Genomic DNA, 23,493 nt, shown 5'->3' on the forward strand with positions numbered 1-23,493 from the left:
GCGTAGCGCCGGCGTTGAGGGGTGGTGGTCGGGCGACGGGTTGGGGCTTTCGGTGCGTAGCGCCGGCGTTGAGGGGTGGTGGTCGGGCGACGGGTTGGGGCTTTCGGTGCGTAGCGCCGGCGTTGAGGGGTGGTGGTCGGGCGACGGGTGGGCGTGCGAGGGCACGGGCTTGCCTCCGGTGGGCGGTCATTCAACGGCATGCGGCGCCGGTGCGACGGCGGGCTGCGGCATGATGCGAAGGGCCGGCCGGTTTCCGACCGGTCGGCGGCGCTCCCCAGACGGGAGGCAGGCAGGCGCGCGATTGTAGTCAGCGGCCCGGCCGGGGCGCCAACGGATTTTCCGGCGGGCGGCCGCGCGCCTCCTCCCCGTGCCGTACTCGCGACGGAGAACCCCGAGTCCCGTAGGTCTCCCGTAGGGGACGGAGTGGACCCAGAGGCTGATGCCGAGGCGCGAAGAGATCGCACTGTGGGGCGATGTGCGCCAATCGCGCGAAAACGATGATGGAGGCATGAGCAGCGCAACGTTCACCTCAGCCCCTGTCCACGCCGTCCCACTCCGCTCGACCAAGGGCGACACGTCCCTCGGCGCCGCCGCCAACGGCTCGGCGGACGCCCCCGAGCACCGTCACGCACTGGGCAACGCCCTGCGCGCGGTCAAGGTCTTCACCGCCGCCGCCTTCAGCGTGGTGGTGATGGGCGAGTACACCGAGCGGTGACCCACCGGAGCCCCGCCTAGCCGAGGGCGTGGGCACCACCCGGCGCGCACACGAGCCGGCGCGTACGAGCCCGCACGGGCAAGTCCGCACACCGGCGAGTCCGCGCACATCGGCACGCATAAGAGTCCGAGCACAAACGAGTCCGAGCACGTACGAGAGTCCGAGCACGTACGAGAGTCTGAGAGCACCAACCACTACGCACGGCCGCGCACCGCTACCCATGGCTGCACGGCCGCCATATGTACCGCACGGCAGGCGGGATCGCGCACCTTTCGTGCGTGTGACGCCCGATTCCGCATGGACATCCGGTTGACCGGAAAGCGTTACGGACGGTCGGTCTCGATCCACTAGCGTCGCCGCAGCGAGCGCGCTCAGGGCGACGAGGAGGGGTCAACGGGTGTCTGCCGCCGACGGGACGGGGACGTGGACGTGGAGACGCACGTGGGCGCAGAGCATGGCGAGCCCCGGCCGACTGGGGATAGGCGTGGCGCTGTTGGCGCTGTCCTTCGCCGGGCTGTATGCGCTCTCCCTGGCCGTGCAGCTCCCGATGTCCGACATAGAGGTCTACCGCGCCGAGGGGCACGCCGCCGCGACCGGCGGTGACCTCTACGGCTTCACGGTCACCAAGTGGGCGCTCCCGGCGACGTATCCGCCGTTCGCCGCCCTGCTGTTCGTGCCCACCACCTGGATCTCGCTCACCACTCTCAAGATCACCTGCGTCCTGGTCAACGCGGCCCTCCTGGCGCTGCTGATCCATCTCTCCTGCAAGGCCGCCGGGCTGCGCCGGGCCGCGTACTCCGCGCCGCTGGTCCTCGCGACCACCGCCGTCGGCCTCTGGCTCGAACCGGTCTTCCAGACCCTGGTCTTCGGGCAGGTCAACCTCGCCCTGACCTGCCTGGTGCTGTGGGACCTCTCCCGTCCGGACGGCGCCCGCTTCAAGGGCTTCGCCACCGGCCTCGCCGCGGGCATCAAGCTCACCCCCGCGATCTTCGCGGTCTATCTGCTGCTCACCGGCCGGGTGAAGGCCGCGTTCACCGCCCTCGCCGGGTTCGTGGCGTCGGTGCTGCTGGGCGCGCTGGTGCTGCCCGGGGCGACCGTGGAGTTCTGGACGCAGCGGATGTTCGAGACCCAGCGGGTCGGCAAGGTGTGGATCGTCGACAACCAGTCGCTCCAGGGGCTGGTCGCCCGGCTCCTGCACACCACCGAACCGGGCGTGTGGTGGCTGGCGGCCGCCGCGATCACCGGAGTGGCCGGGCTCTGGGCCGCCCGTCAGGTCTACGTCCGCCGCGGCCACGACCTCTGGGGCGTGTTGGCCACCGCCGTCACTGCGCTGCTGGTCTCGCCGATCAGTTGGTCGCACCACTGGGTCTGGTGCGTTCCGCTGCTGGTCGCGCTGGTCGCGCACGCCCGGCGGGACCCCTGGCGCTGGGCGTTGGTGGGCGCCGTGGCGGTCGCCTTCAGCGCCCGCACGATGTGGGTCCAGTACCACCGGGGCACCGTGGCCCTGCACTTCTCCTGGTGGCAGCAGCCGCTCGCCGCCCCCTACCCGTTGCTCGGCCTCGCGCTGTTGGCCGCGCTGATCTGGTGGGCGTACCGGACGCCACCGCGTGCCGGTGTCCCGGGCGGCGCGGCGGCCGACCGCCGCGTCCCGTCCCCGCGCGTCAGCGGCCGGAGACCCGCCGCCACCCCGTCGGGCTGACGGCGGGGGAGGCGCTCACGCTGTCGCCGGATCGTCCTCCCCGGCCGCGAGGCCGTCCCCGCCCGGGAGTTCGTCACCGCTGACGAGCTCGTCCCCGCCCATCAGGTCGTCCAGCTCGTCCCCGTCCGCGTCGGCGGTGCCCGCCGCGAGCAGCTCGCTGGCGTCCACGATGCGGTAGGCGTAGCCCTGTTCGGCGAGGAAGCGTTGGCGGTGGGCGGCGAAGTCCTGGTCGATGGTGTCGCGGGCGACGACCGAGTAGAAGCGGGCCTCGTGGCCGTCCGCCTTGGGGCGCAGGACGCGGCCCAGCCGTTGGGCCTCCTCCTGGCGGGAGCCGAAGGTGCCGGACACCTGGATCGCGACGGTGGCCTCCGGCAGGTCGATGGAGAAGTTGGCGACCTTGGACACCACCAGGACCGACAGCTCGCCCTCGCGGAAGGCGTCGAAGAGCTTCTCGCGCTGCGCGTTGGAGGTCTCGCCCTTGATCACCGGTGCGTCGAGGTGCTCGCCCAACTCGTCGAGCTGGTCGATGTACTGGCCGATGACCAGCGTCTGCTCGCCCGCGTGCCGCCGCACCAGCGCCTCGGTCACCCGCTGCTTGCTGCCCGTGGTGGCACAGAAGCGGTACTTCTCCTCCGTCTCGGCCGTGGCGTACGCCAACCGCTCCGAGTCGGTCAGGTCCACCCGCACCTCGACGCAGTCCGCCGGCGCGATGTAGCCCTGCGCCTCGATCTCCTTCCACGGGGCGTCGAACCGCTTGGGCCCGATCAGCGAGAAGACGTCCGACTCCCGCCCGTCCTCGCGCACCAGGGTCGCGGTCAGCCCCAGCCGGCGCCGGGCCTGGAGATCGGCGGTGAACTTGAAGACCGGGGCGGGCAGCAGGTGCACCTCGTCGTAGACGATCAGGCCCCAGTCGCGGGAGTCGAAGAGCTCCAGGTGCGGGTAGACGCCCTTCCGCTTGGTCGTCAGCACCTGGTACGTGGCGATGGTGACCGGACGGATCTCCTTCTTCGTGCCGCTGTACTCGCCGATCTCGCTCTCGGTCAGGGACGTCCGCTTCACCAGCTCGTGCTTCCACTGCCGGGCCGAGACGGTGTTGGTGACCAGGATCAGCGTGGTCGCCTTGGCCCGCGCCATCGCGCCCGCGCCGACCAGCGTCTTGCCGGCGCCGCAGGGCAGCACCACGACGCCCGAGCCGCCGTGCCAGAAGCCCTCCACGGCCTGCTCCTGGTACGGGCGCAGCGCCCAGCCGTCCTGGTCCAGCTCGATCGGGTGCGCCTCGCCGTCGACGTAACCGGCCAGGTCCTCGGCCGGCCAGCCCAGCTTCAGCAGCGTCTGCTTGATCTGGCCGCGCTCGGACGGGTGCACCACGACGGAGTCCGGGTCGATGCGGTCGCCGACCAGCGGCTGCACCTTCTTGGAGCGGAGGATCTCCTCCAGGACGGGGCGGTCGGTGGTGGAGAGCACCAGGCCGTGCGCGGGGTGCTTGGTGAGCGTCAGCCGCCCGTAGCGCGACATGGTCTCGGCGACGTCGACGAGCAGTGCGTGCGGCACCGGGTACCGGGAGAACTGCACCAGGGCGTCCACGACCTGCTCGGCGTCGTGGCCGGCGGCCCGCGCGTTCCACAGCCCGAGCGGGGTGACCCGGTAGGTGTGGATGTGCTCCGGCGCCCGCTCCAGCTCGGCGAACGGCGCGATGGCCCGACGACAGGCGTCCGCCTGCTCGTGGTCCACCTCCAGCAGCAGCGTCTTGTCGCTCTGGACGATGAGGGGTCCGTTCACGCGCCTCGCCTTTCGCTCTCCGGTGCGGTCTGCGGTGCACAGCCGTGGGGACGTGGGCCGCCGGGGCGGCCGAACGTGCCAAACGTCCAGTGTGCCGCATCGCGCCGACAGGGCGGTCCGGTCCGGCGGACGGGCCTGGTGGGCGGGCCGGTGGGGTGCCGTGGGGGCCGGGCTCAGACCGCGTCGTCGGCCAGTTCCGCGACGCCGGTGATGCGGTGGAGGGGGTAGGTGCGGACCTCGTCGGAGGTGTGGTCGTAGGCGGTGACGAAGCCGCCCTCGACGCGGACGGGGGCGATCACCCGCTGGCTGGCGGCGCCGTCCGCGTTGACGTAGCCGATCCAGACGGGGGAGCTGGTGAGGACCGCGGCCTGCATGGTGGCCAGGGTCTCGGCGGAGGTGGTGCGGGGCAGGGCGCCCGGGGCGCGGGGCGGGGTGTCGGCGGGGGCCGACGGCGTGGTGGGGCGGGGGCCCGGGGCCGGTTTGCGTTCGGCGGTGGCGGCGAGGTCGCCGGCGCGGATGGCGCGGACCGCGGCCGAGAGGAGGGTGGCGTCGGGCGGCGGCGGGCCGTCGGGCACGGGGGTGGGGGCGGTGCGCGGCGGGGTGCGGTAGGCGTCGGCGCGGGCGACCAGGACGTCGCCGGCGGCGGACTCCGCGGCCGGGGCGAAGCCCATCGCCCGTAGGCCGTCGAGGAGTTGGTCCGGGGCGGACTGGGCGGCCAGCACGGTCGGGGCCAGTCGGCGCAGCCGCAGGGCGGCGGCGCGGCGGTCGGCGAGGATCTCGGAGAGCAGCGCGTCGTCGTCGCAGCGGACGTAGGCGGTGGCGGCGCCGATCCGCAACTGGCCGTGCCTGCGGGCCACATCGTCGATGAGGTACGCGAGCGGCTGGGGCACCGGGGTGCGGGAGTGGACGGTCAGGAACTCCTGGAGCTCGGCGGCGGACCGGCCGGCGTCCAGGGCGCGGCGCACCGAGCCCGGCGTGAAGCGGTAGACCGTGGCGCCGCCCTTGGACTCGATGTCGGCCAGGGTGCCGAGCGCCTCGGCGAGCGGGCGCTGCAACGGGCCGGGGGCGACGGCGGTCAGGTCGGCCTGGAGGAGGACGTGGTCGAGCGGTTCGGGCAGCAGCGGGGCGAGCAGGACGGCGGCGCGGCCGGCCGCGGTGGCCGCCTCGGCGGGGGTGAGGGGGAGGGACGGTTCCTCGGTGCCGGCCATGGGCGCGTCCGGGGCGGCGCCGATGAGGGTGCGGCCGTGGGCGGCGAGCGCGCCGCGGCCGGTCACGCCCAGCAACTCGGCCTCGGTGAGCGTCCATTGGGCGAGCCGGGAGCGCAGGTCGTCGGCGGGGGCGGGCCCGGCCGGGGCGTCCGGGGAGGCGGGCGCGGGGGCCGACGCCGGGGGTTGGGTGGCCGGTGCGGCGGCCCGTAGGGGGCGCTCCCAGCGCAGGCGGGCGAGCAGGGCCGGCTCCGGTACGGAGTTGCCGGGCGGGAGCGTGGCCAGGAGGGACAGGACGCGGTGGCGGACCTCGGGGGCGGGGGAGCGGTCGAGGTGCGGGCCGAGGGCGGCCAGGGCGCGGCCCTTGGCGTCGGCGGTGCCGACCACGCCGGGGGCGCGGGTGGCCGGCAGCCAGGCGGCGACCAGGATCGACCAGCGCTCGGGGTCGGGGAGTTGGAGCCACTCCTCGGCGGCCGGGGTGGCGGCGTAGCGCTCGTCGGCCTCGCCGTCGGAGGCGATCAGCCCGGCCGCGTAGGCGAGTTCGAGCCAGAAGGCGGCGAGTTGCTCGGTGGTGTCCAGGGCGGTCGCGGTCCGCTTGAGGTCGCGGATGCTCAGGCCGCCGGCGCGCAGGACGGGCGGGCCGCCGAGGTCCCACTCCTTGAGCAGCTCCTCGACGGTGGCCAGCGCGGTGAACGCCTGGCCCGCGGCGGTGTTGTCCACAAGCTGTGGATCGCGGGCGGTGGCGGCCGGGGCGAGGGCGGGCGGTGTCGGCTCCGGCGCGCGGTGTGCGCGCCCGGCGCGCAGGTGGAGCGCGGCCTCCCGGGGCAGGACGACGTTGCGGGCGCCGGCCGGGAGCAGCAGGCCGCGGTCGAGCAGCCAGGTGAGATGGGCGGCCGGTCGGTCGGTGACCGCCCCGTACGGCGGGCCCCACAGCAGCCTGTCCAGGACGGCGACGGCCTCGGCGGGCGCGGCGTCCAGCAGCGTGGCCATCCGGGCGCGGTCGGAGAAGAGGTCGCTGAGGGCGGCGACCGCGGACACCGGGTCGTGGGTGGCGGGCAGGCCGGCCGCGGCCAGCAGCTCCTGGAGCCGGCCGGGCGACGTCCCGGTGGTGGCCTCGGCGACGGTCGGGCCCAGGCCGGTCGGTGACGGGCGGGCGGGGCTCGGGGTGAGCAGCTCGCGGGCGGTGCGCACCAGCCGCAGCCGGTCGTCCGGACCCCACACCAGCGCCTGGGCGCGCAGCTCCGCCACCGCCCCGGGTAGCGCGGCGGCGACCGCCTCGTCGCCGGCGTCCCCGGCCATCAGCGCCGCCAGCGTCGGGTACGGGCACGGGTCCGGCGCGACCGCCAGCGCCTCGGCGGTCTGGAGGGCGAAGGCGTCCAGCCGCTCCACGGCGCGGACCACCGATGCCCGGGTCCCGGCCCGGGTGGCGAGCTGCGTCAGGTCGCCGGGTACCGGGTTGAGCAGGTCGGGCCGGGCCCGCAGCAGCCCGGTGAGCCCGTCGTCGGAACGCGTCCGGAGCTCCTCGGCGAGGGTGCGGGGGGTAGCGGTGGTCATTGGTCCAACGGTAGCCGGGCGGGGGTGGCGGCGGGAGCAGGCGACCGGCGCGGATCGGGACGGGCGGGGTGGTGGTGGGGGCGACGGGGGCGGGAGGCCGGGTGCGGGCGCGGGCCGGCGGGTGTGCCCGGGCCCGGGCACACCGCGGTGCCGGGGCGGGGCACGCGGTACCGTCGGGGCAGCAACCAGCGCACGCCGCAGGGGTTTTCGTGGGGATCGAGAGCGAGCAGCTCGTCTTTGACTATCTGAGCCGGGTGGGCGACCTGGCCCAGCAGCGGGGGCTGCCGTCGGGCGCCCGGATGCGGCTGGTGGCCTCGCTGCGGGCCGAGATCGACGCGCAGAAGGCCGACCAGAAGGCCGATTCGGTGCCCGGCGTGAAGCGGATGCTGGCCCGGCTGGGGACGCCGGAGGCGGTGGTGCGGGCCGCGGCCGAGCAGGAGGGCGGGGCCGGCCCGGAGGGCGGCGGAACGCCCCGGCCGGCCGCTCCGGCGCCCGCACCGGCCCCCGCCCCCGCGCCCGCGGAGCCGGACCGCCCCGCGCAATGGGCCGGCGCCCGCGAGAAGTTGGGCGGGCTGCTCGGCAGGGTGCCCGCGCCGCGCGACGGGGACGAGCCGGAGCCGGGCGGCCGCCGGCCCGGTTTCCTGAAGAAGCGCCCCGACCCGCCGCCCGCTCCGGCCCCGTCGGTCGGCGCCCCGCCCCATCTGGCCGGCGCCGACGAACTGGGCGACGCCGAGGACCCGCCCGACTGGTGGCGGGTGGAGGCCACGCCCTTCGGGACGGAGCCCATGGCCTTCGGGGCGGCGGACGCGGTACCCGGCTTCGTCGGCGGCATCGAGATCCCCGAGGTCTGGGACCACCCCGAGGACGAGAAGGAGGAGGGGGCCGAGGGCGAGGACGGGGACGGCAAGGGCACGCCGTCCCTGGTGAAGGGCCTCCCCAAGAGCCTGGCCAGGGGGCTGACGAAGGCCCCCGCGAAGGGCCCGTCCCAGGACCCGTCGAAGGACCCGTCCACGGCACCGGAGGGCGACGGCGCCAAGGCCCCGGGCGCGATCCTGCCGGCCCTGTTGCGGCGGACGCTCGGGCCCCGGCGCGCGCCCGCCCCGGCCGGGCCCGCGCCCGCCGCGGAGCCCGTGCAGGACGGCGCGGACGAGCCGGCGCCGCTGCCGCTACGGGCCTGGCTCAGCCCGGTGTTGACGCTGGCGGTGCTGCTGTTGGTGGCCGGTGCGGTGCTCGGCTCCTGGTTGGCGCTGGCCGGCGGCTGGGGGCTCGCCTACCTCTCGCACCGGCTCAGCCGCCGGGAGACCAAGTTCGCGGCGCTGGGCGTGCCCGGCCTCGTCGGCGGCAGCCTGATCGGCTGGATCTGGGGCCGGGCGACCGGCCGTTGGGGGGCCCCGATCCCGCCGGGCCACCTGGGGCAGGAGCTCCTCGCCGGCCTCCCGGTCGCGGTGCGCGTGGCGGCGATCGTCTCGGCGCTGTTCCTGCTGTGGCGGATGCGGCGGACGGCGGCGCGCTGAGGCGCGGCCCGGGCGGCGGCCCCAACCGCCGCCCGCGGCACCTCACTTCTTGGCCAGGCGCTGCTCGATCTCGTCGAGGATCTTGTCGGCGGCGGTGTAGCCGATGCCCTGGATCCAGAGCTGGTCGTCGACGCGGAGCGACTTGCCGTCCCTGACCGCGCGGAGGTTCTTCCACAGGGGGCCGCTGGTGACCTGGGCCTCCTTGGACTTCTCGGGGCTGCCGTAGGTGGCGTAGAAGACGGCGTTGGCGTCGGCCTTGGTGATCTGCTCCGGGCTGACCTCGACCATCAGGCCGTCCTGGGCGCCGTCGACGACGGAGGTGGGGCCGGTGCCGATGTCGTCGAGGAGGGTGCCGATGTAGCTCCGGCAGCCGTAGATGCGGGTGTCGGCGCCGTCCACGAAGCGGACGACGTTGGTGCGCAGGGCGCGGGCCTTGGCCGGGCCGCCGAGGGACTGGGTGACGCGCTCGGCGTGCGCCTGGTAGGCGGCGACGGTCCGCTTGGCCTCGGGGATCTTGTTCAACGCGGCGGCGTGGACGGCGAAGTTCTGCTTCCACGGGTAGCCGGTGGTCTCGGTCATGACGGTCGGCGCGATCTTCTTCAGCTCGGCGTAGCGCTGACCGTCGCGGACCTTGCTGGTGAGGATCAGGTCGGGCTTGAGGGCGGCGATCGCCTCCAGGTTGGGGGCGCCGATCTTGCCGACGTCCTTGATGCCGGCCAACTCGTCCTTGGGCAGGTAGTCCAGGAAGCCGGAGTCGACGTCCGCGCGGGTGGCGCCGACGGGGGTGACGCCCAGGGTGAGTGCGGAGTCCAACTCGGCGGTGTCCAGCACCACCACGCGCCGGGGGGCGTCGGGGACGCTCACCTCGCCCATGGCGGTGCGGACCGGGTGGCTGCCGCCGCCCTTGGGCGCCGGCTCGGGCCAGGAGGTGGTGGGCTGCGCCGGGCAACTGGCCGCCTTGAAGCTGCCGTTGGGGCCGGCGGCCGAGGTGCCGGAGTCGTCGCCGTTGCCGCAGGCGGTCAGCAGCAGCGCGCCGGCGGCGACGGCGGCCGCGGCGCGCGCGGTGCTGCGGCCAGACCGGCTGGCGGCTGCGGTGGAGCGGGAGTTGGCCGGGTGGGGGGAGTGGGTCATCGCTGCCCTTTCGGCTCGACGGCGGGACGGTCGGCGGGGCGGGTGCCCCGGGGAACGAGCGTCACTGCCGGGGTTTCCCCTCCCAGGGGCGGCCCGGAACCACCAGGGGCGAGCCGGTTACCGGGTCCGGTACGACCACCGACGCCAGGCCGAAGACCTCCTGGACCAGGCCGGCCGTGACGACCTCGGCGGGGCGGCCCTGGGCGACGACCCGGCCCGCCTTCATGGCCACCAGGTGATCGGCGTAGCGGGCGGCCTGGTTGAGGTCGTGCAGGACGGCGACGACGGTGCGGCCGCGCTCGTGGTTGAGCTGGCGCACCAGGTCCAGGACCTCCACCTGGTGGGCGATGTCCAGATAGGTCGTCGGCTCGTCCAGGAGGAGCAGATCGGTCTCCTGGGCCAGCGCCATGGCGATCCACACCCGCTGGCGCTGGCCGCCGGAGAGTTCGTCGACCGGGCGGTCCGCCAGCGCCGCCACGTCGGTGCGGGCCATCGCCTCGGCGACCGCCCGCTCGTCCTGCCCGGACCACTGCTGCCACCAGCGCTGGTGCGGCTGCCGGCCGCGGGCCACCAGGTCCGCGACGGTGATCGCCTCGGGCGCGACCGGGGTCTGCGGGAGCAGGCCGAGCGACTGGGCGATCTTCCGGGTGGGGATGCGGGCCAGGTCCGTGCCGTCCAGGAGGACCGCGCCGCGGCGCGGCCGCAGCAGTCGCCCCAGGGCGCGCAACAGGGTCGACTTGCCGCAGGCGTTGGGGCCGACGACGACGGTGACCGCGCCGTCGGGCACGTCCAGGTCCAGGTCCTCTACGACGGTGCGTTCCTCGTAGGAGAGGGTGAGGTCGCGGGCCGTCAGGCGGGCCCCGGCGGGTTCCTGTGTGGCGGCGGCCGCCTCGGCGGTGGGCCGCGGTGTGCCGGTACCGGTCACGCTTGTCCTCCTGTGGCCCGGCCACGGGCCCGGTGGCCCCTGACGATCAGCCAGATCAGATACGGGGCGCCGACCGCGGCGGTCAGCACGCCCACCGGCAGCTCGGTCGGCGCGAGCAGCTTGCGGGCGAGCAGGTCGCCGAGGACGACGATGACGGCGCCCAGCAGCGCCGAGCAGAGGAGCGGGATCTGCGCGGTCCGGGTCAGCCGGCGGGCGATCTGCGGGGCGAGCAGCGCCACGAAGTCCACCGGCCCGGCCGCGCCGGTCGCCATCGACGCCAGCACCACCCCGACCGCCACCAACCCGAGCCGGGTGCGGCCCAGACGGATGCCGAGCGCGGTCGCGGTGTCGTCGTCCAGGGAGACGGTCCGCTGGGCCCGCGCCGCCCAAAGGACGGCCGGCAGCAGCACCAGCAGCGCCCACCCCAGGGGCGCCGCCTCCGCCCAGCCGCGCCCGTTGAGCGAACCGGTCATCCATACCTGGGCCTGCTGGGCCACCAGGTAGTCGCCCTTGGTCAGGAACAGCTGGGTGACCGAGCGCAGCGCCACCGCGAAGCCGATGCCGATCAGCACGAAGCGGGTGGCGTGCAGCCCGCCGCGCCAGGCGAAGGCGTAGACCAGCGCCGCGGCCAGCACCCCGCCGGCCACCGAGACGTACGGCAGCACCGCGAAGGAGGTGACGCCGAAGGTCATCGCGCCGACCGTCACCGCGCCCGCGCCCTGGGTCACGCCGATGATGTCGGGGCTGGCCAGCGGATTGCGGGCGACGGTCTGGATCAGCCCGCCGGCCACCCCGAAGGCCGCGCCGACCAGCAGCCCGACCACCATCCGCGGCAGCCGCAGCGTCCCGACCACGAGCTGCTGCGCGGACGGCTCGCCCACCAGCACCCTGAGCACCTCGGAGGGCGCCACCCAGCTCTCGCCGGCGCACAGGTACGCCACGCACACCACGGCCAGCAGGGCGGCCAGCGCGCCGGCGACGACGGTGGCGCGGCGGTGCAGCAGGAAGGAGCCGCGGCCGGCCCGGACCAGCGCGTAGCCGGCGGGGCGGGCCACCGGGCGGGCGGCGGGAGCGGCCGGGGAGTCGGTGGGGGCCGTCATGCCGCCACCGCCCGTCGCCGGACCAGGGTGACCAGGAACGGCACGCCGATCAGCGCGGTCATCACGCCGGCCGGGACCTCCGACGGCGGGAAGAGGACCCGCCCGACGGTGTCCGAGACCAGCACCACGACCGGCCCGAGCAGCGCGGCCATCGGCAGCGCCCAGCGGTGGTCGCCGCCCACCAACGCCCGGGCCAGGTGCGGCACGGCCAGGCCGACGAACGCGATCGGGCCGGCGGCCGCGACGCCCGCGCCGGTCAGCACCGTCGCGCCCAGCCCGCCGACGATCCGCACCACGGCGACCCTCTGCCCCAGCCCCCGGGCGACGTCCTCGCCCAGCGCCAGGGCGTCCAGACCGCGCGCCACCGACAGCACCAGCACCGCGCCGACCAGCAGGAACGGCCAGATCTGGGCGGCCACCGCGGCGTCCCGACCGGTCAGCGAGCCGACCTGCCAGAACCGGAACTCGTCCAGCGCCGCGGCCTTGGTGGTCAGGATCGCCATCGACACCGACACCAGCAGCGCGTTGATCGCGGCGCCGGAGAGCGCCAGTTTGACGGGCGTGGCGCCGCCCCGGCCGCGGGTGGCGATGCCGTAGACGACGACGGCGGCGACGCCCGCGCCGGCGAACGCGAACCACACATAGCCGGACAGTGTGTGCACGCCGGCGAAGGCGATGGCGGCGACCACGGAGGCCGCCGCGCCCTGGCTGATGCCGAGGATGCCGGGGTCGGCGATCGGATTGCGGGTCAGGCCCTGCATGACCGTGCCGGCCATCGCCAGCGCGGCGCCGACCATCAGGCCGATCAGGGTGCGCGGCAGGCGCAGGTATCGCACGACCTGTGAGGCGTCGTCGCTGCCGCCGTGCACGAGGGCGTCGAGGACCGCGGACGGCGCGAACGCGCGGCTGCCGACGGCGAGTGAGAAGACCACGGCCAGCAGCAGCGCCAACACCGCCCCCGCCGTCAGGACGAGCCGCCGGCTCCGCTTTCGGTGCGTCACGGGCATGGCATCACGGGTGTCGGGTCCATTCACACGGTCTGGAGCTGTCGGTACGGACCCGCGGTCATCGCACGGCGGCCGCGGGTTAGGTAAGGCAAGGCTAACGGTACGTCCCGGTCGGCCCGGCGCGCAGGCACAATGGCAGGCATGGCTGCGCACCCCCTGACCGTCGGGTTCGACCTCGACATGACGCTGATCGACTCCCGCCCCGGAATCAAGGCCGCCTACGAGGCGCTCGCCGCCCGCACCGGGACGTACATCGACGCCGATGCCGCGATCACCCGGCTCGGGCCGCCGCTGGAGCAGGAGATCCGCCGGTGGTTCCCCGAGGAGCGGGTGGCGGAGATCAGCGACCTCTACCGGGAGCTGTACCCGACGCACGCCATCGCGGGCTCGCCCGCCATGCCGGGCGCCCGGGCGGCGATCGACGCGGTGCACGCGGCCGGCGGCCGGGCCGTCGTCGTCACCGCCAAGTTCGAGCCCAACGCCAAGCTGCACCTGACGCACCTGGGCATCGCCGCGGACGCGGTCATCGGCTCACTGTGGGCGGAGGCCAAGGCCGAGGCGCTGCGCGAGCACGGCGCGCGGATCTACGTCGGCGACCACACCGGCGACGTGCGCGGCGCGCAGGCCGCGGGCGCGCTGTCCGTCGCGGTCGCCACCGGCCCGTGCGACGCCGCCGAACTGCGCGCGGCCGGCGCCCGGGTGCTGCTCGACGACCTGACGGACTTCCCGTCGTGGCTGGATCGTTACGTGGCGGATCCCGATCGCTACCGGGCGGACGGGGCCGACGGGGACGGGCCGGCCGCGGCCTGCGCCTGACGGCGCTGGGCGGCCACGGAACGCACCACTCCGGCACCCGCGATCAGGAATCCGGCGCCCATCAGCATGGACACCCAGTAGAACTCCCACGGCAGCGGGTGCGTGCCGAGGAACAGCGGCAGCACTGTGGCGAGAGTGGCCAGCGCGCCAACTAGGAATACGATCGCGCCGATTCGGACCAGCAGATCCCCGGCCTGGGGAGTTTCGTCAGACACCTGACCAGGGTAAGTCCGGCGCAGAGCCGCCGAGGATCCCCCTGGCGACGTCTTGTCACCGGGCCCCGGACCATTAGCCTTGGAGTAGGCGGGCTTGGCGGCCCGCTGCACTGTTATCCAGACCCATTTTTCCCCGCCGCGGCGCCCCGCAGCGCCGCCGGCGGAACCAGCCCAGCATTTTCCCGACGAGTACGAGGACGAGGACAGACGTGCCTACCGGCAAGGTCAAGTGGTTCAACAGCGAGAAGGGCTTCGGCTTTCTCTCCCGCGACGACGGCGGTGACGTCTTCGTACACTCGTCGGTGCTGCCCGACGGCGTGGACGCGCTCAAGCCGGGCCAGCGCGTGGAGTTCGGCGTCGTCGCAGGCCAGCGTGGTGACCAGGCACTGAGCGTCATCCTCCTCGATCCGGCCCCCTCGGTCGCCGCGGCCCAGCGCCGCAAGCCCGACGAACTCGCCTCGATCGTCCAGGACCTCACCACGCTCCTGGAGAGCGTCACCCAGCAACTGGAGCGCGGGCGTTACCCCGACAAGGCGCACGGCGGCAAGATCGCCGGCATGCTGCGGGCGGTCGCGGACCAACTCGACGTCTAGAACCGTCAGACGAACTTCAGCGCATCGCGGCCGAGGGGCGGTACCAGCCCCTCGGCCGCGGCACGCGTGAGCAGCCCGCGCACCGCGGCGTAGCCGTCCTCGCCGAGGTCGGCGGTGAACTCGTTGACGTACAGCCCGATGTGCTGGTCGGTGACCTTCGGGTCCATCTCCTGGGCGTGCTCCAGGACGTACGGCCGGGACGCCTCCGGGTCGTCCCAGGCCATCCGGACGGACGTGCGGATGGCGTCGGCCAGCCCGCGCAGCACCTCATCGCCCAGCGACCGCTTGGCGATGATCGCGCCCAGCGGGATCGGTAGCCCGGTGGTCCGCTCCCAGTGCTCGCCCATGTCCGCCAGGCAGTTCAGCCCGTAGTCCTGGTACGTGAAGCGGGCCTCGTGGATGACCAGACCGGCGTCGACCTTGCCGTCCCGCACGGCCGGCATGATCTCGTGGAACGGCAGCACCACGACCTCGCCGACCCCGCCCGGCACTTGGTCCGCCACCCACAGCCGGAACAGCAGGTACGCGGTGGACCGCTCGCTGGGCACCGCCACCGTCTTGCCCACCAGGTCCGCCGCGCCGCCCGGCTGACGGGTCAGCACCAGCGGGCCGCAGCCGCGCCCCAGTGCCCCGCCGCAGGGCAGCAGCGCGTACTCCTCCAACACCCACGGCAGCACCGCGTACGACACCTTCAGCACGTCCAACTCGCCGCGCTCGGCCAGGCCGTTGGTGATGTCGATGTCGGCGAAGGTGACCGCCAGCTCCGGCGCGTCCGGGACCCGGCCGTGCGCCAGGGCGTCGAAGACGAAGGTGTCGTTCGGGCACGGCGAGTAGGCGATGGACAGCGGGCCGGTCATGGGGTCCTCCGGGGGGTGTGGGGCGGCGGTGCCGCGTCCGGGGCCGCCGCGCGGACGCCGGTGACGGCTCCGGGGAAGGCGCGGAAGGCGTCGGTGAGCGCGGCGAGGGCGGGACCGATCCGCCAGGCGGCGCGGTCCCGGGGGCCGACCGCGTTGGAGATCGCACGGACCTCCAGCACCGGCAGGCCGTGCGCGGCGGCCGCCTCGGCGACCCCGAAGCCCTCCATCGCCTCGGCCAGCACACCGGGGTGACGGGCCGCCAGCTCGGCGGCGCGGACGGCGCTGCCGGTGACCGTGGACACCGTGACGACCGGCCCGACCGCCGCGCCGGACGCCGCGGCGACGGCCGCGACCAGCGCCGGGTCGGGGCGGTGCGCCACCGTACCGAAGCCGAGTTCGGTGACCGGCACGAAGCCCTCGGGCGTCTCGGCGCCCAGGTCGGCGGCGACGATCGCGTCCGCCACGACCAGCGAACCCAGCGGCGCGGCGGGCGCGAAGCCGCCGCCGATGCCGGCCGAGACCACCAGCTCGTACGGGGTGCCGGCCAGGGCCGCGGCGGTCAGCGCGGTGGCGGTGCCGGCGGCCGCGGCGGCCGGGCCGACGCCGGCGGCCAGCACGTCCGGGGCCGGGGTGCCGGCGGGCGCGCGGTGCAGCGTGCCGCCGCCCGGCAGCGTCTCGACGCGAGCGCCATCCGCGGCGGCGTCGACGGCCGGCGCGGCGCACACCGCGTCGCGCTCCGCGGCCACCGCGGTGACGACCAGCGCCCGCATCAGGCGCCCCGCTCCGCGTGCCGGTCCCCGGCCCGTGCGCTCAGTGCGCTCAGTCCTTCTGCTTGAGGTTGAAGTGCCACATGGCCACCGGGCCCTGGCCGGCGCTCTTGCCGGCCTCGGCGACCAGCAGCGTCACCTCGTCCAGCGAACCGGTCTGCCCGGTCGCCGGGTTGGTCTGCTTGAAGAGGTCGTCCGCGTTGAAGGTGCGGTACGTCTCGGTGCTCGGCGCGCGCATCAGCGGCTGCCCACCGATGACGAACCAGCCGGCCTTGGCCACCTTCGGGTCGACGCCCACGCGGACCTGCTCACCCGGGCGCACCGTGAGGGTGTCGCCGCCCTTCTTGGTGATGCAGCTCTTGAGGGCCGCCTGGTCGAGGGACTTGCCGTCGCCGTCGCAGCCGGGGGTCACCTCCGCCGTCACCGTCTTCGTGCCGACGGTCACGGTCGCCAGCGCGGTCGGCTGCTGGCAGGCGGAGAGGGTGAGCAGGCCCAGGGACACGGCACCGAGGGCAGCGGCGGCGCGGCGGCCCTTGCCCCGGGAGATCAACGCAGCGGTCATACGGGCAGGCTATCGGGCGTCCCGGCGCTCGCCACGCGCGGGTGCGGCGCGCCGCACCCGCGCCCGCCCGCCCGAGGGCGCCGACGACGCCGTCACACCACCCGGGGCGCCGGTCGGCCGCCCCGCCCGCCCGCGTCGAGCAGCCCCCGCACGGCCAGCACCGCGCCCACCGCCACCAGCACCGCGGCCGTCGCCAGCCCCAGCACGCCCAACAGCGGCAACGCGATGCCGAGCGCGCCGCCCACCACCCACGACATCTGGAGCACCGTCTCGGACCGGGCGAACGCCGACGTCCGCACCGCCTCCGGCACATCGCGCTGGATCATCGCGTCCAGCGACAGCTTCCCCAGCGCCTGGCACAGCCCCGCGGCGGCCGCGGCCGCCGGCACCACCAGAACCGCCAGCACCCCGTAGAACAGCGCCGCCACCACCGTGACGCCCAGCGCCAGCCCCAGCACCGCCGCGACGATCAGCTCCGGGGCGCGCGCCTTCAACCAGGCGCCGACCGCCGTGCCCAGCGCGTTGCCGGCGCCGGCCGCCACCGCGACCAGCGCCAGCGACACCGCCGGGCCCAGCCCGCCCAACGGGTGCTCGCGCAGCAGGAACGCCAGGAAGAAGGTGAGGAAGCCGGAGAGCGCGCGCAGCGACGCGTTCGCCTGGAGGCCGTGCAGCACCGACGGGCCGACCGTCCGCAGCCCCGGCCGGGGCCGTCGGCCGCCCGGACCGGCCGTCCCCGCGCCGTTGCGGGACGCCAACCGGGCCCGGGCCTCGCCCCGGCCCGAATCGACCTTGTGCGGCAACGAGAACGACAGGAACGTCCCGGCCACGAACACCGCACAGGCCGCGTACAACGGCCAGGCCGGCCCGATCAGATGCAGCCCGGCGCCCAGCGGCGCGGCCGCCGCGGTCGCCAGCAGCCCGGCCAGCGTCACCCGGGAGTTGGCCCGCACCAGCGAGATCTGCCGGGGCAGCAGCCGCGGCACCACCGCGCTGCGCACTACCCCGTACCCCTTCGACGCCACCAGCACCCCCAGCGCCTCCGGATACAGCGCCAGCCCGCCGCCGGCCGCCGCCCCCGTCAGCATCAGCGCCAGCACCGCGCGGGCCAGCATCGCGCCCGCCATCGCCGCCCGGCGGCCGTGCGGCAGCCGGTCCAGCAGCGGCCCCACCACCGGCGCCAGCAGCGCGAACGGGGCCATCGTGACCGCCAGATACAGCGCCACCCGCCCCCGTGCCTCGTGCGTCGGCACCGAGAAGAAGACCGTCGAGGCCAGCGCGATGGTGATCAACACGTCACCCGCGGAGTTCACCGCGTGCAGCTCGATCAGCTTGGCCAGCCCGGATTCCCCCGCGCCCTGCGCGTGGGTGGCGCGCCGAACTCCCCGGGCCGCGCCGGTCAGCGGCCGGTGCAGCGCACGCCCGGCCGCCCGGCCCGCCCGGCGGGCCCGCGACCCCCTCGACGCCCTCGCGGCAGCCACCCGGCCATAGTGCCCCAACTCGCCGCAGATAGGGCGTTTTCCCCCCGGTCCTGGGCGGGGCGTCCACGGACGCCCGGAACGGGCGCCGCCCCACCCGCCGGGTCACCCTCGAAGAGATTTGCCGCTCCCGCCGAGGGGTCGTGCAGCGCTGAAGGGGTAGCGTGTCCAGAGCGCCACCGGCGGTCCGTTCCGGCCGCGTACCTCATTTCCCTGCGATCGCGCAGAATAGGACGTAAGAGGTGCGCTTGACCGAACGATCCAGCCGGGCGCGGACGTCGACGCGGTCCCCAGGTCCGCTCCGCCCGCCCCGGTACCCACCGGTCGTCCGGACAGGACCAGGACAGCTCCGGCTGGCGCGCTCGTGAGACGGCGTGGAAGAGAGAATCGATTCTTGTGAGTGCAGCGATGCGAAGCCGTACCCCTGACCGCCTGTGCGCCGAGGCGGTTGACCTCGCCCGCACGGCGGCCGAAGAGGTCGGGACGCCCGGCATGGTCGGCGACCACATCACGGCCGTTGCCGAGGGGGACCGCGTCGTCACCCACCTCTTCGACTGCAAGGAGCCCGGCTACCGCGGCTGGCGCTACGCCGTCACCGTCGCCCGGGCCTCCCGCGCCAAGGTCGTCACGCTGGACGAGTCCGTCCTGCTGCCCGGCCCGGACGCCATGCTGGCCCCCGAGTGGGTGCCCTGGAGCGAGCGGCTGCGTCCCGGCGACATGGGCCCCGGCGACCTGCTGCCCACCGAGGCCGACGACCTCCGCCTGGAGGCCGGCTTCAGCGGCGAGGACAGCCCGCCGCCGAACTCCCCGGTCGCCGAGGGCATGGCCGCCGACGTCGCCGACACCGAGGAGGCCGACGTCGTCGCCGGCTCGCCCGCGGTCCAGCCGGTGACGGCCCGCGGCAGCATCGCCGCGGTCGCCGAGGAACTGGGCATGGGCCGCGCCCGGGTCCTGTCCCGCTACGGCCTGCACGCCGCCGCGGACCGCTGGGAGGAGTCCTTCGGCCCCAAGACCCAGATGGCCCAGTCGGCCCCCGCCACCTGTATGACCTGCGGCTTCCTGACGCCGATGGCCGGCTCGCTGCGGCCGGCGTTCGGCGTCTGCGCCAACGAGTTCTCTCCCGCGGACGGCCGCGTCGTCTCGCTGTCGTACGGCTGCGGGGCGCATTCGGAGGCGGCGGTCATGCCGAAGCCTCCGCGGCCGGCGGAGCCGGTGTTGGACGAGACCGTTGTCGAGGCGGTCTCGATCCGCCCGTCGGCGGATGGGGGGTCCGTGGAGGACGGGGGCCCCGCGGAGGAGCTGGGTCACAGCTAGGGGTTGTTGTTCGGGCGGGTGGCCGCTCTGTGTGTGGTGTAGTGCCGGGGGTCTGCGGGGTGGGCCTCCGGCGCCTGTGTGTGGGCTGCTTCGCTTTACGTCCACACACAGGCGCCTCCAGCCCACCCCGCAGACCCCCTCCCGTACGTGATGCTTGGCGGCCCCGCCCGGTGGTGGGTGAGGGAACGACGGGGCCGTCGTGGTAACCCCGAGACCAGAAGCGTGGGTTGGGCCTGTCCACCCGGGGCCTGTTCCTCAACTTCCCCCCTTGGGGTGGGGCCGGGGTTCGGCGGGGAGGCCCCACACCCGGCGCCCACCACCACCCACCGCCGGCCCCACCCCACAAACACCCCCCCACCAACGGCGGGCAACCCCCACGCCGGCAAAGCCGACAACGTGGGAACCCCGTCGGGACAGTACGGTCGGGGCAGACACGTCATCACGAGGGAGACGAGAAACGTGGCAGGTATGCCGTGGGTGCGGGGCGCGGACGACGGCGCCGACCCGTTCGGTACGGCCCGGTTGCGGCGCGGGGTGCTGGACGCCTGGGCCGCCTCGCCGGCCCGGTTCCGGGAGGACGCCAACGCCGAGGAGGACCTCGCGCTCGGCGGCTACCGCGACCGGCTCGCCGTGGAGCTGGCACAGAACGCGGCGGACGCGGCGGCCCGGGCCGGTGTCCCCGGTCGGCTGCGGCTGACCCTGCACGCCGCGAACGGCGGTGCGCCCGCGGTGCTCGTGGCCTCCAACACCGGTGCCCCGCTGGACGCCACCGGCGTCGAGTCGCTCTCCACGCTGCGCGCCTCGGCGAAGCGGGAGAGCGGTGTGGCGGTCGGCGCGGTCGGCCGGTTCGGCGTCGGGTTCGCCGCGGTGCTGGCGGTCAGCGACGAGCCGGCGCTGGTGGGCCGCACCGGCGGCGTCCGCTGGTCGCTCGCCGAGGCCCGGGAGCTGACCGAGGCGGTGGCCGCGCACAGTCCGGGGCTGGGCGGTGAGTTGCGCCGCCGCGAGGGCCACGTGCCGCTGCTGCGGCTGCCGTTGCCGGCGGAGGGCACCGCGCCCGAGGGGTACGACACCGCGGTGGTGCTGCCGCTGCGCGACGGCGCCGCGCAGGACCTCGCCGAGCGGCTGCTGGCCGGGGTCGACGCGGCGCTGCTGCTGACCCTGCCGGGGCTGGCCGAGGTCGTGGTGGAGACGCCGGAGGGCGCCCGGACGCTGACCCGGCGTCAGGACGACGCGTACGTCCTGATCGAGGACAGTGAGCGGGGCGGCACCCGGTGGCGGGTGGCGAGCGCGGGCGGCTCGCTGGACGCGGCGCTGTTGGCGGACCGGCCGGTCGAGGAGAAGCTGCGGCCGTCCTGGTCGGTGACCTGGGCGGTGCCGGTGGACGAGGCCGGGGCGCCGGTGCGGCCGGGCACCGCGTCGGTGCTGCACGCGCCGACCCCGACCGACGAGCCGCTGGGGCTCTCGGCGTTGCTGATCGCCTCGTTCCCGTTGGAGCCGACCCGGCGGCACGTCGCCCCGGGGCCGCTCACGGACTTCCTGGTGGGCCGGGCGGCCGCCGCGTACACGGAGCTGCTCGGCGCCTGGCAGCCGGTGTCGACCGGCACCCTGGACCTCGTCCCGGGGCCGCTGGGCAAGGGTTGGCTGGACGGTGAACTGCGGCGGCAGGTGCTGGAGTTGCTGCCGCGGGTGCGGTTCCTGCCGAGCGCGGCGGCCGCCATCGGGGCGGTGGAGGCCGCCGGGTGGGACGAGGAGGAGGCCGCCGAGCGGTGCGTCCTGCGGCCGGTGGACGCCGAGTTGCTGGAGGGCGCGGGCGCGGGCACCGTCGCGGTGCTGGCGGAGCTGTTCCCCAGTCTGCTGCCGGCCGGTCTCGAACGGCGTTCGGAGCTGCGGGCGTTGGGCGTGGGGCGGGTGCCGCTCACCGAGATGATCGACCGGCTGGCGGGCGTGGAGCGCTCGCCGCAGTGGTGGCGGCGGCTCTACGACGCGCTGGCCGGCACCGACCCGGACCGGCTCAGCGGCCTCCCGGTGCCGTTGGCGGGCACCGGGCGGACCGCCATCGGGCCGCGCCAGGTGCTGCTGCCGCTGCCCGGCGGGGACGCCGCGGACGAGGGCGCGGACGAGGGCGCGGACCGGCACGGCGCGCTCACCCGGCTCGGCCTCAAGGTCGCCCACCCCGACGCGGTGCACCCGCTCCTGGAGAAGCTGGGCGCCACCCCGGCCGCCCCGCGCGCCGTGCTGACGACTCCTCAGGTGCGGGCCGCGGTCGCCAACTCGCTGGACGCCGACGAGGACGCCTACGACGTCCTGGCGGACGAGCTGGCGCCGGGCGCGGGGGTGCCGCTGGGCGCCGAGGAGCTGGCCGAGACGGTCCTCGGGCTGGTCCGGGACGCCAACCTGGCGGCCGGCGACGAGCCCTGGCTGGCCGCGCTGGCACTGCCGGACGAGGACGGCGAGCTGGCGCCGGCGGGTGAACTGGTGCTGCCCGGCAGCGACTTCGAGCGGGTCATCCGCGAGGGCGAACTCGCCGGGTGCGACGCCGAGTTGGCGCAACGCTGGGGCGAGCAGCCGCTCGCCGCGGTGGGCGTGCTGGCTACCTTCGCGCTGGTGCGGGCCGCCGATGTGGTGCTCGACCCGGACGAACTGGAGCCGCGCGACAGCGACTTCCCTGAGCCGGACGACGCCGGACTGCTGGACGCGGTCGACGTGTGGTGCGAGGACCTCCTCGACGCGCTGCCGGAGACCCCGGTGCCGCCGGTCGTCACTGAGCTGGTCGCGGTCCGCGACCTCGACCTGGTCGCCGACGACGCCTGGCCGCAGGTGCTCGAACTGCTCTCCCAGCCGCCGCTGCGGGATGCCCTGACCGCGCCGGTGCGGGTGCTGCTGCCGGACGGCACCACGGAGTCGGTGCGGCCGTACACCGCCTGGTGGCTGCGCGGTCACCCGGTGCTGGACGGGCGCCGCCCCGCCGGGCTGCGCGCCGCGGGCGGCGACCCGCTGCTGGCCGGCCTGTACGAGGCGGCGGACGCGGGGCGGGTCGACGCCCAGGTGCTGCGCGCCCTCGGGGTGCGCACCTCGGTCGGGGCGCTGCTCGACGAGCCGGGCGGCTCGGCCGAGCTGCTGGCCCGCCTGGCCGACCCCGACCTCACGGTGGGCATCGGGCAACTCCACGCCCTGTACGGCATGTTGGCGGAGCTCGACCCGGACCAGGTGACGCTGCCGGACGAGCTGCGGGCCGTCGTCGACGGGGCGGTCCGGGTGGTGGACGCGGTGGACGCGCTGGTCGCCGACGCCCCGGACCTGATGCCGTTGGCGGGCGGCCGCGCGCTGCTGCCGGTGCGGCCGGCCCGGGCCACGGAGCTGGCCGAGCTGTTCCAGGTGCGGCGGCTGAGCGAGGAGATCGCCGCGGGGGTCCGTTCCGAGGGCGCGGCGCACGAGGTGCCCGAGGCGGTGCGGGCGCTGCTCGGTCCGGCCACCCCCGCCTCGTACGTCGAGCACGAGGAGCTGCTGGTCGACGGGCCCGACGGCACCGCCGAACTGGACTGGCGGTGGACGCCGGACGGCACCCTGCACGCCGCGACGCTGGAGGGCGTGGCGGCCGGGCTGGCCTGGGCGAGCGGGCAGTGGCCGCGCCGCTTCGAGGTCGCGGCGCTGCTGGAGGACCCGGAGCGGGTCGACGAACTGGCCCGGGCGCGCTGGTTCGACTGAGGGCGCAGCCACGCGGCGCGGGGCGGAGGCGGTCGTCGGGCACGGGGTGCCCGGGGCCGCCTCCGGCGCGTTCGGGGGCGATGAGGGCGCGTTCCGGAGAGCGCGGGTGATTCTCGGAAAAGGCGGACGGCCAGGGCATACGGGGCGTCAACCACCGAGCCTGCCACGGCAGTTGCCGGATCGCGGCGACAGGCTAGAGTGCCAGGGCGATCTTCGATCATCCTCTCGTCCCCACCGAGACCCCGTCGTGGACGGAGCCCGCAGCGGATCGACATCCCGATGCCCCGGGCCCCTGCTGATCGCCTGCCCGCACCGCCCGCAGCCGCTCACGAGGACCTGTTTGATGCCACCACGGATACCCTCCCGCCCCGGAGCGGCGCCCGCGCCCCTGGGGTCCGCACTGCGCACGTTCGCGGGAGCCCTGGCCGTGACCACGGTGCTCGGCACCGGGGTCGTCCTGCTCGCGCCGGAGGGGGAGCGGGCGCTGCTCGCCTGGAGCCTCGGGGATTGCACGGTGCGGTTCTGCGGCTAGTAGTGCGCCGGCCATCGAGTTGGCGAAG

At 75.3% G+C, this 23,493-nt stretch carries 19 protein-coding genes; 8 read left to right on the plus strand and 11 right to left on the minus strand.

What is annotated here, in order from left to right:
* Positions 1-508: 508 nt before the first annotated feature.
* Both ACIQU6_RS37840 and ACIQU6_RS37845 read left to right on the plus strand, forming a co-directional pair.
* Positions 509-715, plus strand: coding sequence for a hypothetical protein (locus tag ACIQU6_RS37840; protein ID WP_274913931.1), 207 nt, complete (start codon positions 509-511; stop codon positions 713-715).
* A 397-nt stretch (positions 716-1,112) separates the two neighbouring features.
* Positions 1,113-2,414, plus strand: coding sequence for a glycosyltransferase 87 family protein (locus ACIQU6_RS37845; RefSeq protein ID WP_403486275.1), 1,302 nt, complete (start codon positions 1,113-1,115; stop codon positions 2,412-2,414).
* A gap of 15 nt (positions 2,415-2,429) precedes the next feature.
* Here ACIQU6_RS37845 and ACIQU6_RS37850 read toward each other — a convergent pair whose 3' ends face one another.
* Together ACIQU6_RS37850 and ACIQU6_RS37855 are read right to left on the minus strand one after the other, a co-directional pair.
* Complete coding sequence (locus ACIQU6_RS37850) at positions 2,430-4,193, minus strand: DNA repair helicase XPB (RefSeq protein WP_403486276.1); 1,764 nt, start codon at positions 4,191-4,193, stop codon at positions 2,430-2,432.
* A 173-nt stretch (positions 4,194-4,366) separates the two neighbouring features.
* On the minus strand, positions 4,367-6,952 hold the full coding sequence (locus tag ACIQU6_RS37855) for a helicase-associated domain-containing protein (RefSeq protein WP_403486277.1): 2,586 nt from the start codon (positions 6,950-6,952) through the stop codon (positions 4,367-4,369).
* 209 nt (positions 6,953-7,161) lie between these two features.
* On the opposite strand from ACIQU6_RS37855, the gene ACIQU6_RS37860 reads away from it, so the two are divergent.
* Positions 7,162-8,466 carry a hypothetical protein gene (locus ACIQU6_RS37860; RefSeq protein WP_403486278.1) on the plus strand — a complete coding sequence of 435 codons (1,305 nt, stop codon included), beginning with the start codon at positions 7,162-7,164 and terminating at the stop codon, positions 8,464-8,466.
* Between the two features lie 42 nt (positions 8,467-8,508).
* Here the strand turns inward: ACIQU6_RS37860 and ACIQU6_RS37865 are convergent, their stop codons facing one another.
* From ACIQU6_RS37865 to ACIQU6_RS37880, 4 genes are all read right to left on the minus strand, one after another.
* Positions 8,509-9,597: an ABC transporter substrate-binding protein gene (locus ACIQU6_RS37865; protein WP_403486279.1), complete on the minus strand. Its 1,089-nt coding sequence runs from the start codon at positions 9,595-9,597 to the stop codon at positions 8,509-8,511.
* 61 nt (positions 9,598-9,658) lie between these two features.
* Complete coding sequence (locus ACIQU6_RS37870) at positions 9,659-10,450, minus strand: ABC transporter ATP-binding protein (RefSeq protein ID WP_403486301.1); 792 nt, start codon at positions 10,448-10,450, stop codon at positions 9,659-9,661.
* Positions 10,451-10,518: 68 nt separating this feature from the next.
* Positions 10,519-11,622 carry a FecCD family ABC transporter permease gene (locus tag ACIQU6_RS37875; protein WP_403486280.1) on the minus strand — a complete coding sequence of 368 codons (1,104 nt, stop codon included), beginning with the start codon at positions 11,620-11,622 and terminating at the stop codon, positions 10,519-10,521.
* Complete coding sequence (locus tag ACIQU6_RS37880) at positions 11,619-12,629, minus strand: FecCD family ABC transporter permease (protein WP_403486281.1); 1,011 nt, start codon at positions 12,627-12,629, stop codon at positions 11,619-11,621. Before ACIQU6_RS37880 ends, ACIQU6_RS37875 begins: the two co-directional genes overlap by 4 nt.
* Positions 12,630-12,770: 141 nt before the next feature.
* Here ACIQU6_RS37880 and ACIQU6_RS37885 point away from each other — a divergent pair, with 141 nt between their 5' ends.
* A complete protein-coding gene (locus ACIQU6_RS37885) occupies positions 12,771-13,445 on the plus strand; it encodes an HAD family hydrolase (protein ID WP_403486282.1) in 675 nt (224 codons plus the stop codon).
* On the opposite strand, the gene ACIQU6_RS37890 is transcribed toward ACIQU6_RS37885, so the two are convergent.
* Positions 13,394-13,660: a hypothetical protein gene (locus tag ACIQU6_RS37890; protein ID WP_403486283.1), complete on the minus strand. Its 267-nt coding sequence runs from the start codon at positions 13,658-13,660 to the stop codon at positions 13,394-13,396. The two genes, ACIQU6_RS37885 and ACIQU6_RS37890, sit on opposite strands and share 52 nt — an antisense overlap.
* 209 nt (positions 13,661-13,869) lie before the next feature.
* Here ACIQU6_RS37890 and ACIQU6_RS37895 point away from each other — a divergent pair, with 209 nt between their 5' ends.
* A complete protein-coding gene (locus tag ACIQU6_RS37895; protein WP_274913918.1) occupies positions 13,870-14,253 on the plus strand; it encodes a cold-shock protein in 384 nt (127 codons plus the stop codon).
* A gap of 5 nt (positions 14,254-14,258) precedes the next feature.
* Here ACIQU6_RS37895 and ACIQU6_RS37900 read toward each other — a convergent pair whose 3' ends face one another.
* The 4 genes from ACIQU6_RS37900 to ACIQU6_RS37915 form a co-directional block, all read right to left on the minus strand.
* On the minus strand, positions 14,259-15,110 hold the full coding sequence (locus ACIQU6_RS37900; RefSeq protein WP_403486284.1) for a 1,4-dihydroxy-6-naphthoate synthase: 852 nt from the start codon (positions 15,108-15,110) through the stop codon (positions 14,259-14,261).
* Positions 15,107-15,880 carry a futalosine hydrolase gene (locus tag ACIQU6_RS37905; protein WP_403486285.1) on the minus strand — a complete coding sequence of 258 codons (774 nt, stop codon included), beginning with the start codon at positions 15,878-15,880 and terminating at the stop codon, positions 15,107-15,109. The genes ACIQU6_RS37900 and ACIQU6_RS37905 overlap by 4 nt, the downstream gene beginning before the upstream one ends.
* A 49-nt stretch (positions 15,881-15,929) precedes the next feature.
* Entirely contained in the window at positions 15,930-16,439 is a 510-nt protein-coding gene (locus ACIQU6_RS37910) for a hypothetical protein (protein WP_403486286.1), read from the minus strand.
* A gap of 92 nt (positions 16,440-16,531) precedes the next feature.
* Complete coding sequence (locus tag ACIQU6_RS37915) at positions 16,532-17,917, minus strand: MFS transporter (RefSeq protein WP_403486287.1); 1,386 nt, start codon at positions 17,915-17,917, stop codon at positions 16,532-16,534.
* A 405-nt stretch (positions 17,918-18,322) separates the two neighbouring features.
* On the opposite strand from ACIQU6_RS37915, the gene ACIQU6_RS37920 reads away from it, so the two are divergent.
* The 3 genes from ACIQU6_RS37920 to ACIQU6_RS37930 all read left to right on the plus strand — a co-directional run bounded on the left by ACIQU6_RS37920 (position 18,323) and on the right by ACIQU6_RS37930 (position 23,465).
* Positions 18,323-19,228, plus strand: coding sequence for a DUF3027 domain-containing protein (locus tag ACIQU6_RS37920; protein WP_403486288.1), 906 nt, complete (start codon positions 18,323-18,325; stop codon positions 19,226-19,228).
* Positions 19,229-19,696: 468 nt separating this feature from the next.
* Complete coding sequence (locus tag ACIQU6_RS37925) at positions 19,697-22,933, plus strand: sacsin N-terminal ATP-binding-like domain-containing protein (RefSeq protein ID WP_403486302.1); 3,237 nt, start codon at positions 19,697-19,699, stop codon at positions 22,931-22,933.
* A gap of 343 nt (positions 22,934-23,276) precedes the next feature.
* The gene (locus tag ACIQU6_RS37930; protein ID WP_403486289.1) at positions 23,277-23,465 is read left to right on the plus strand and encodes a hypothetical protein; all 189 of its coding nucleotides are present in this window, start codon (positions 23,277-23,279) and stop codon (positions 23,463-23,465) included.
* Positions 23,466-23,493 lie beyond the last annotated feature (28 nt).

Source organism: Streptomyces sp. NPDC090442 (genome assembly GCF_044769405.1).
Classification (GTDB): Bacteria; Actinomycetota; Actinomycetes; order Streptomycetales; family Streptomycetaceae; genus Streptomyces.

Coding starts and splice junctions, on each gene's coding strand:
- ACIQU6_RS37840 (WP_274913931.1), top strand. CDS start 509: ATGAGCAGCGCAACGTTCACCTCAGCCCCTGTCCACGCCGTCCCACTC.
- ACIQU6_RS37855 (WP_403486277.1), bottom strand. CDS start 6,952: ATGACCACCGCTACCCCCCGCACCCTCGCCGAGGAGCTCCGGACGCGT.
- ACIQU6_RS37865 (WP_403486279.1), bottom strand. CDS start 9,597: ATGACCCACTCCCCCCACCCGGCCAACTCCCGCTCCACCGCAGCCGCC.
- ACIQU6_RS37875 (WP_403486280.1), bottom strand. CDS start 11,622: ATGACGGCCCCCACCGACTCCCCGGCCGCTCCCGCCGCCCGCCCGGTG.
- ACIQU6_RS37880 (WP_403486281.1), bottom strand. CDS start 12,629: ATGCCCGTGACGCACCGAAAGCGGAGCCGGCGGCTCGTCCTGACGGCG.
- ACIQU6_RS37885 (WP_403486282.1), top strand. CDS start 12,771: ATGGCTGCGCACCCCCTGACCGTCGGGTTCGACCTCGACATGACGCTG.
- ACIQU6_RS37900 (WP_403486284.1), bottom strand. CDS start 15,110: ATGACCGGCCCGCTGTCCATCGCCTACTCGCCGTGCCCGAACGACACC.
- ACIQU6_RS37905 (WP_403486285.1), bottom strand. CDS start 15,880: ATGCGGGCGCTGGTCGTCACCGCGGTGGCCGCGGAGCGCGACGCGGTG.
- ACIQU6_RS37910 (WP_403486286.1), bottom strand. CDS start 16,439: ATGACCGCTGCGTTGATCTCCCGGGGCAAGGGCCGCCGCGCCGCCGCT.
- ACIQU6_RS37920 (WP_403486288.1), top strand. CDS start 18,323: ATGCGAAGCCGTACCCCTGACCGCCTGTGCGCCGAGGCGGTTGACCTC.
- ACIQU6_RS37925 (WP_403486302.1), top strand. CDS start 19,697: ATGCCGTGGGTGCGGGGCGCGGACGACGGCGCCGACCCGTTCGGTACG.
- ACIQU6_RS37930 (WP_403486289.1), top strand. CDS start 23,277: ATGCCACCACGGATACCCTCCCGCCCCGGAGCGGCGCCCGCGCCCCTG.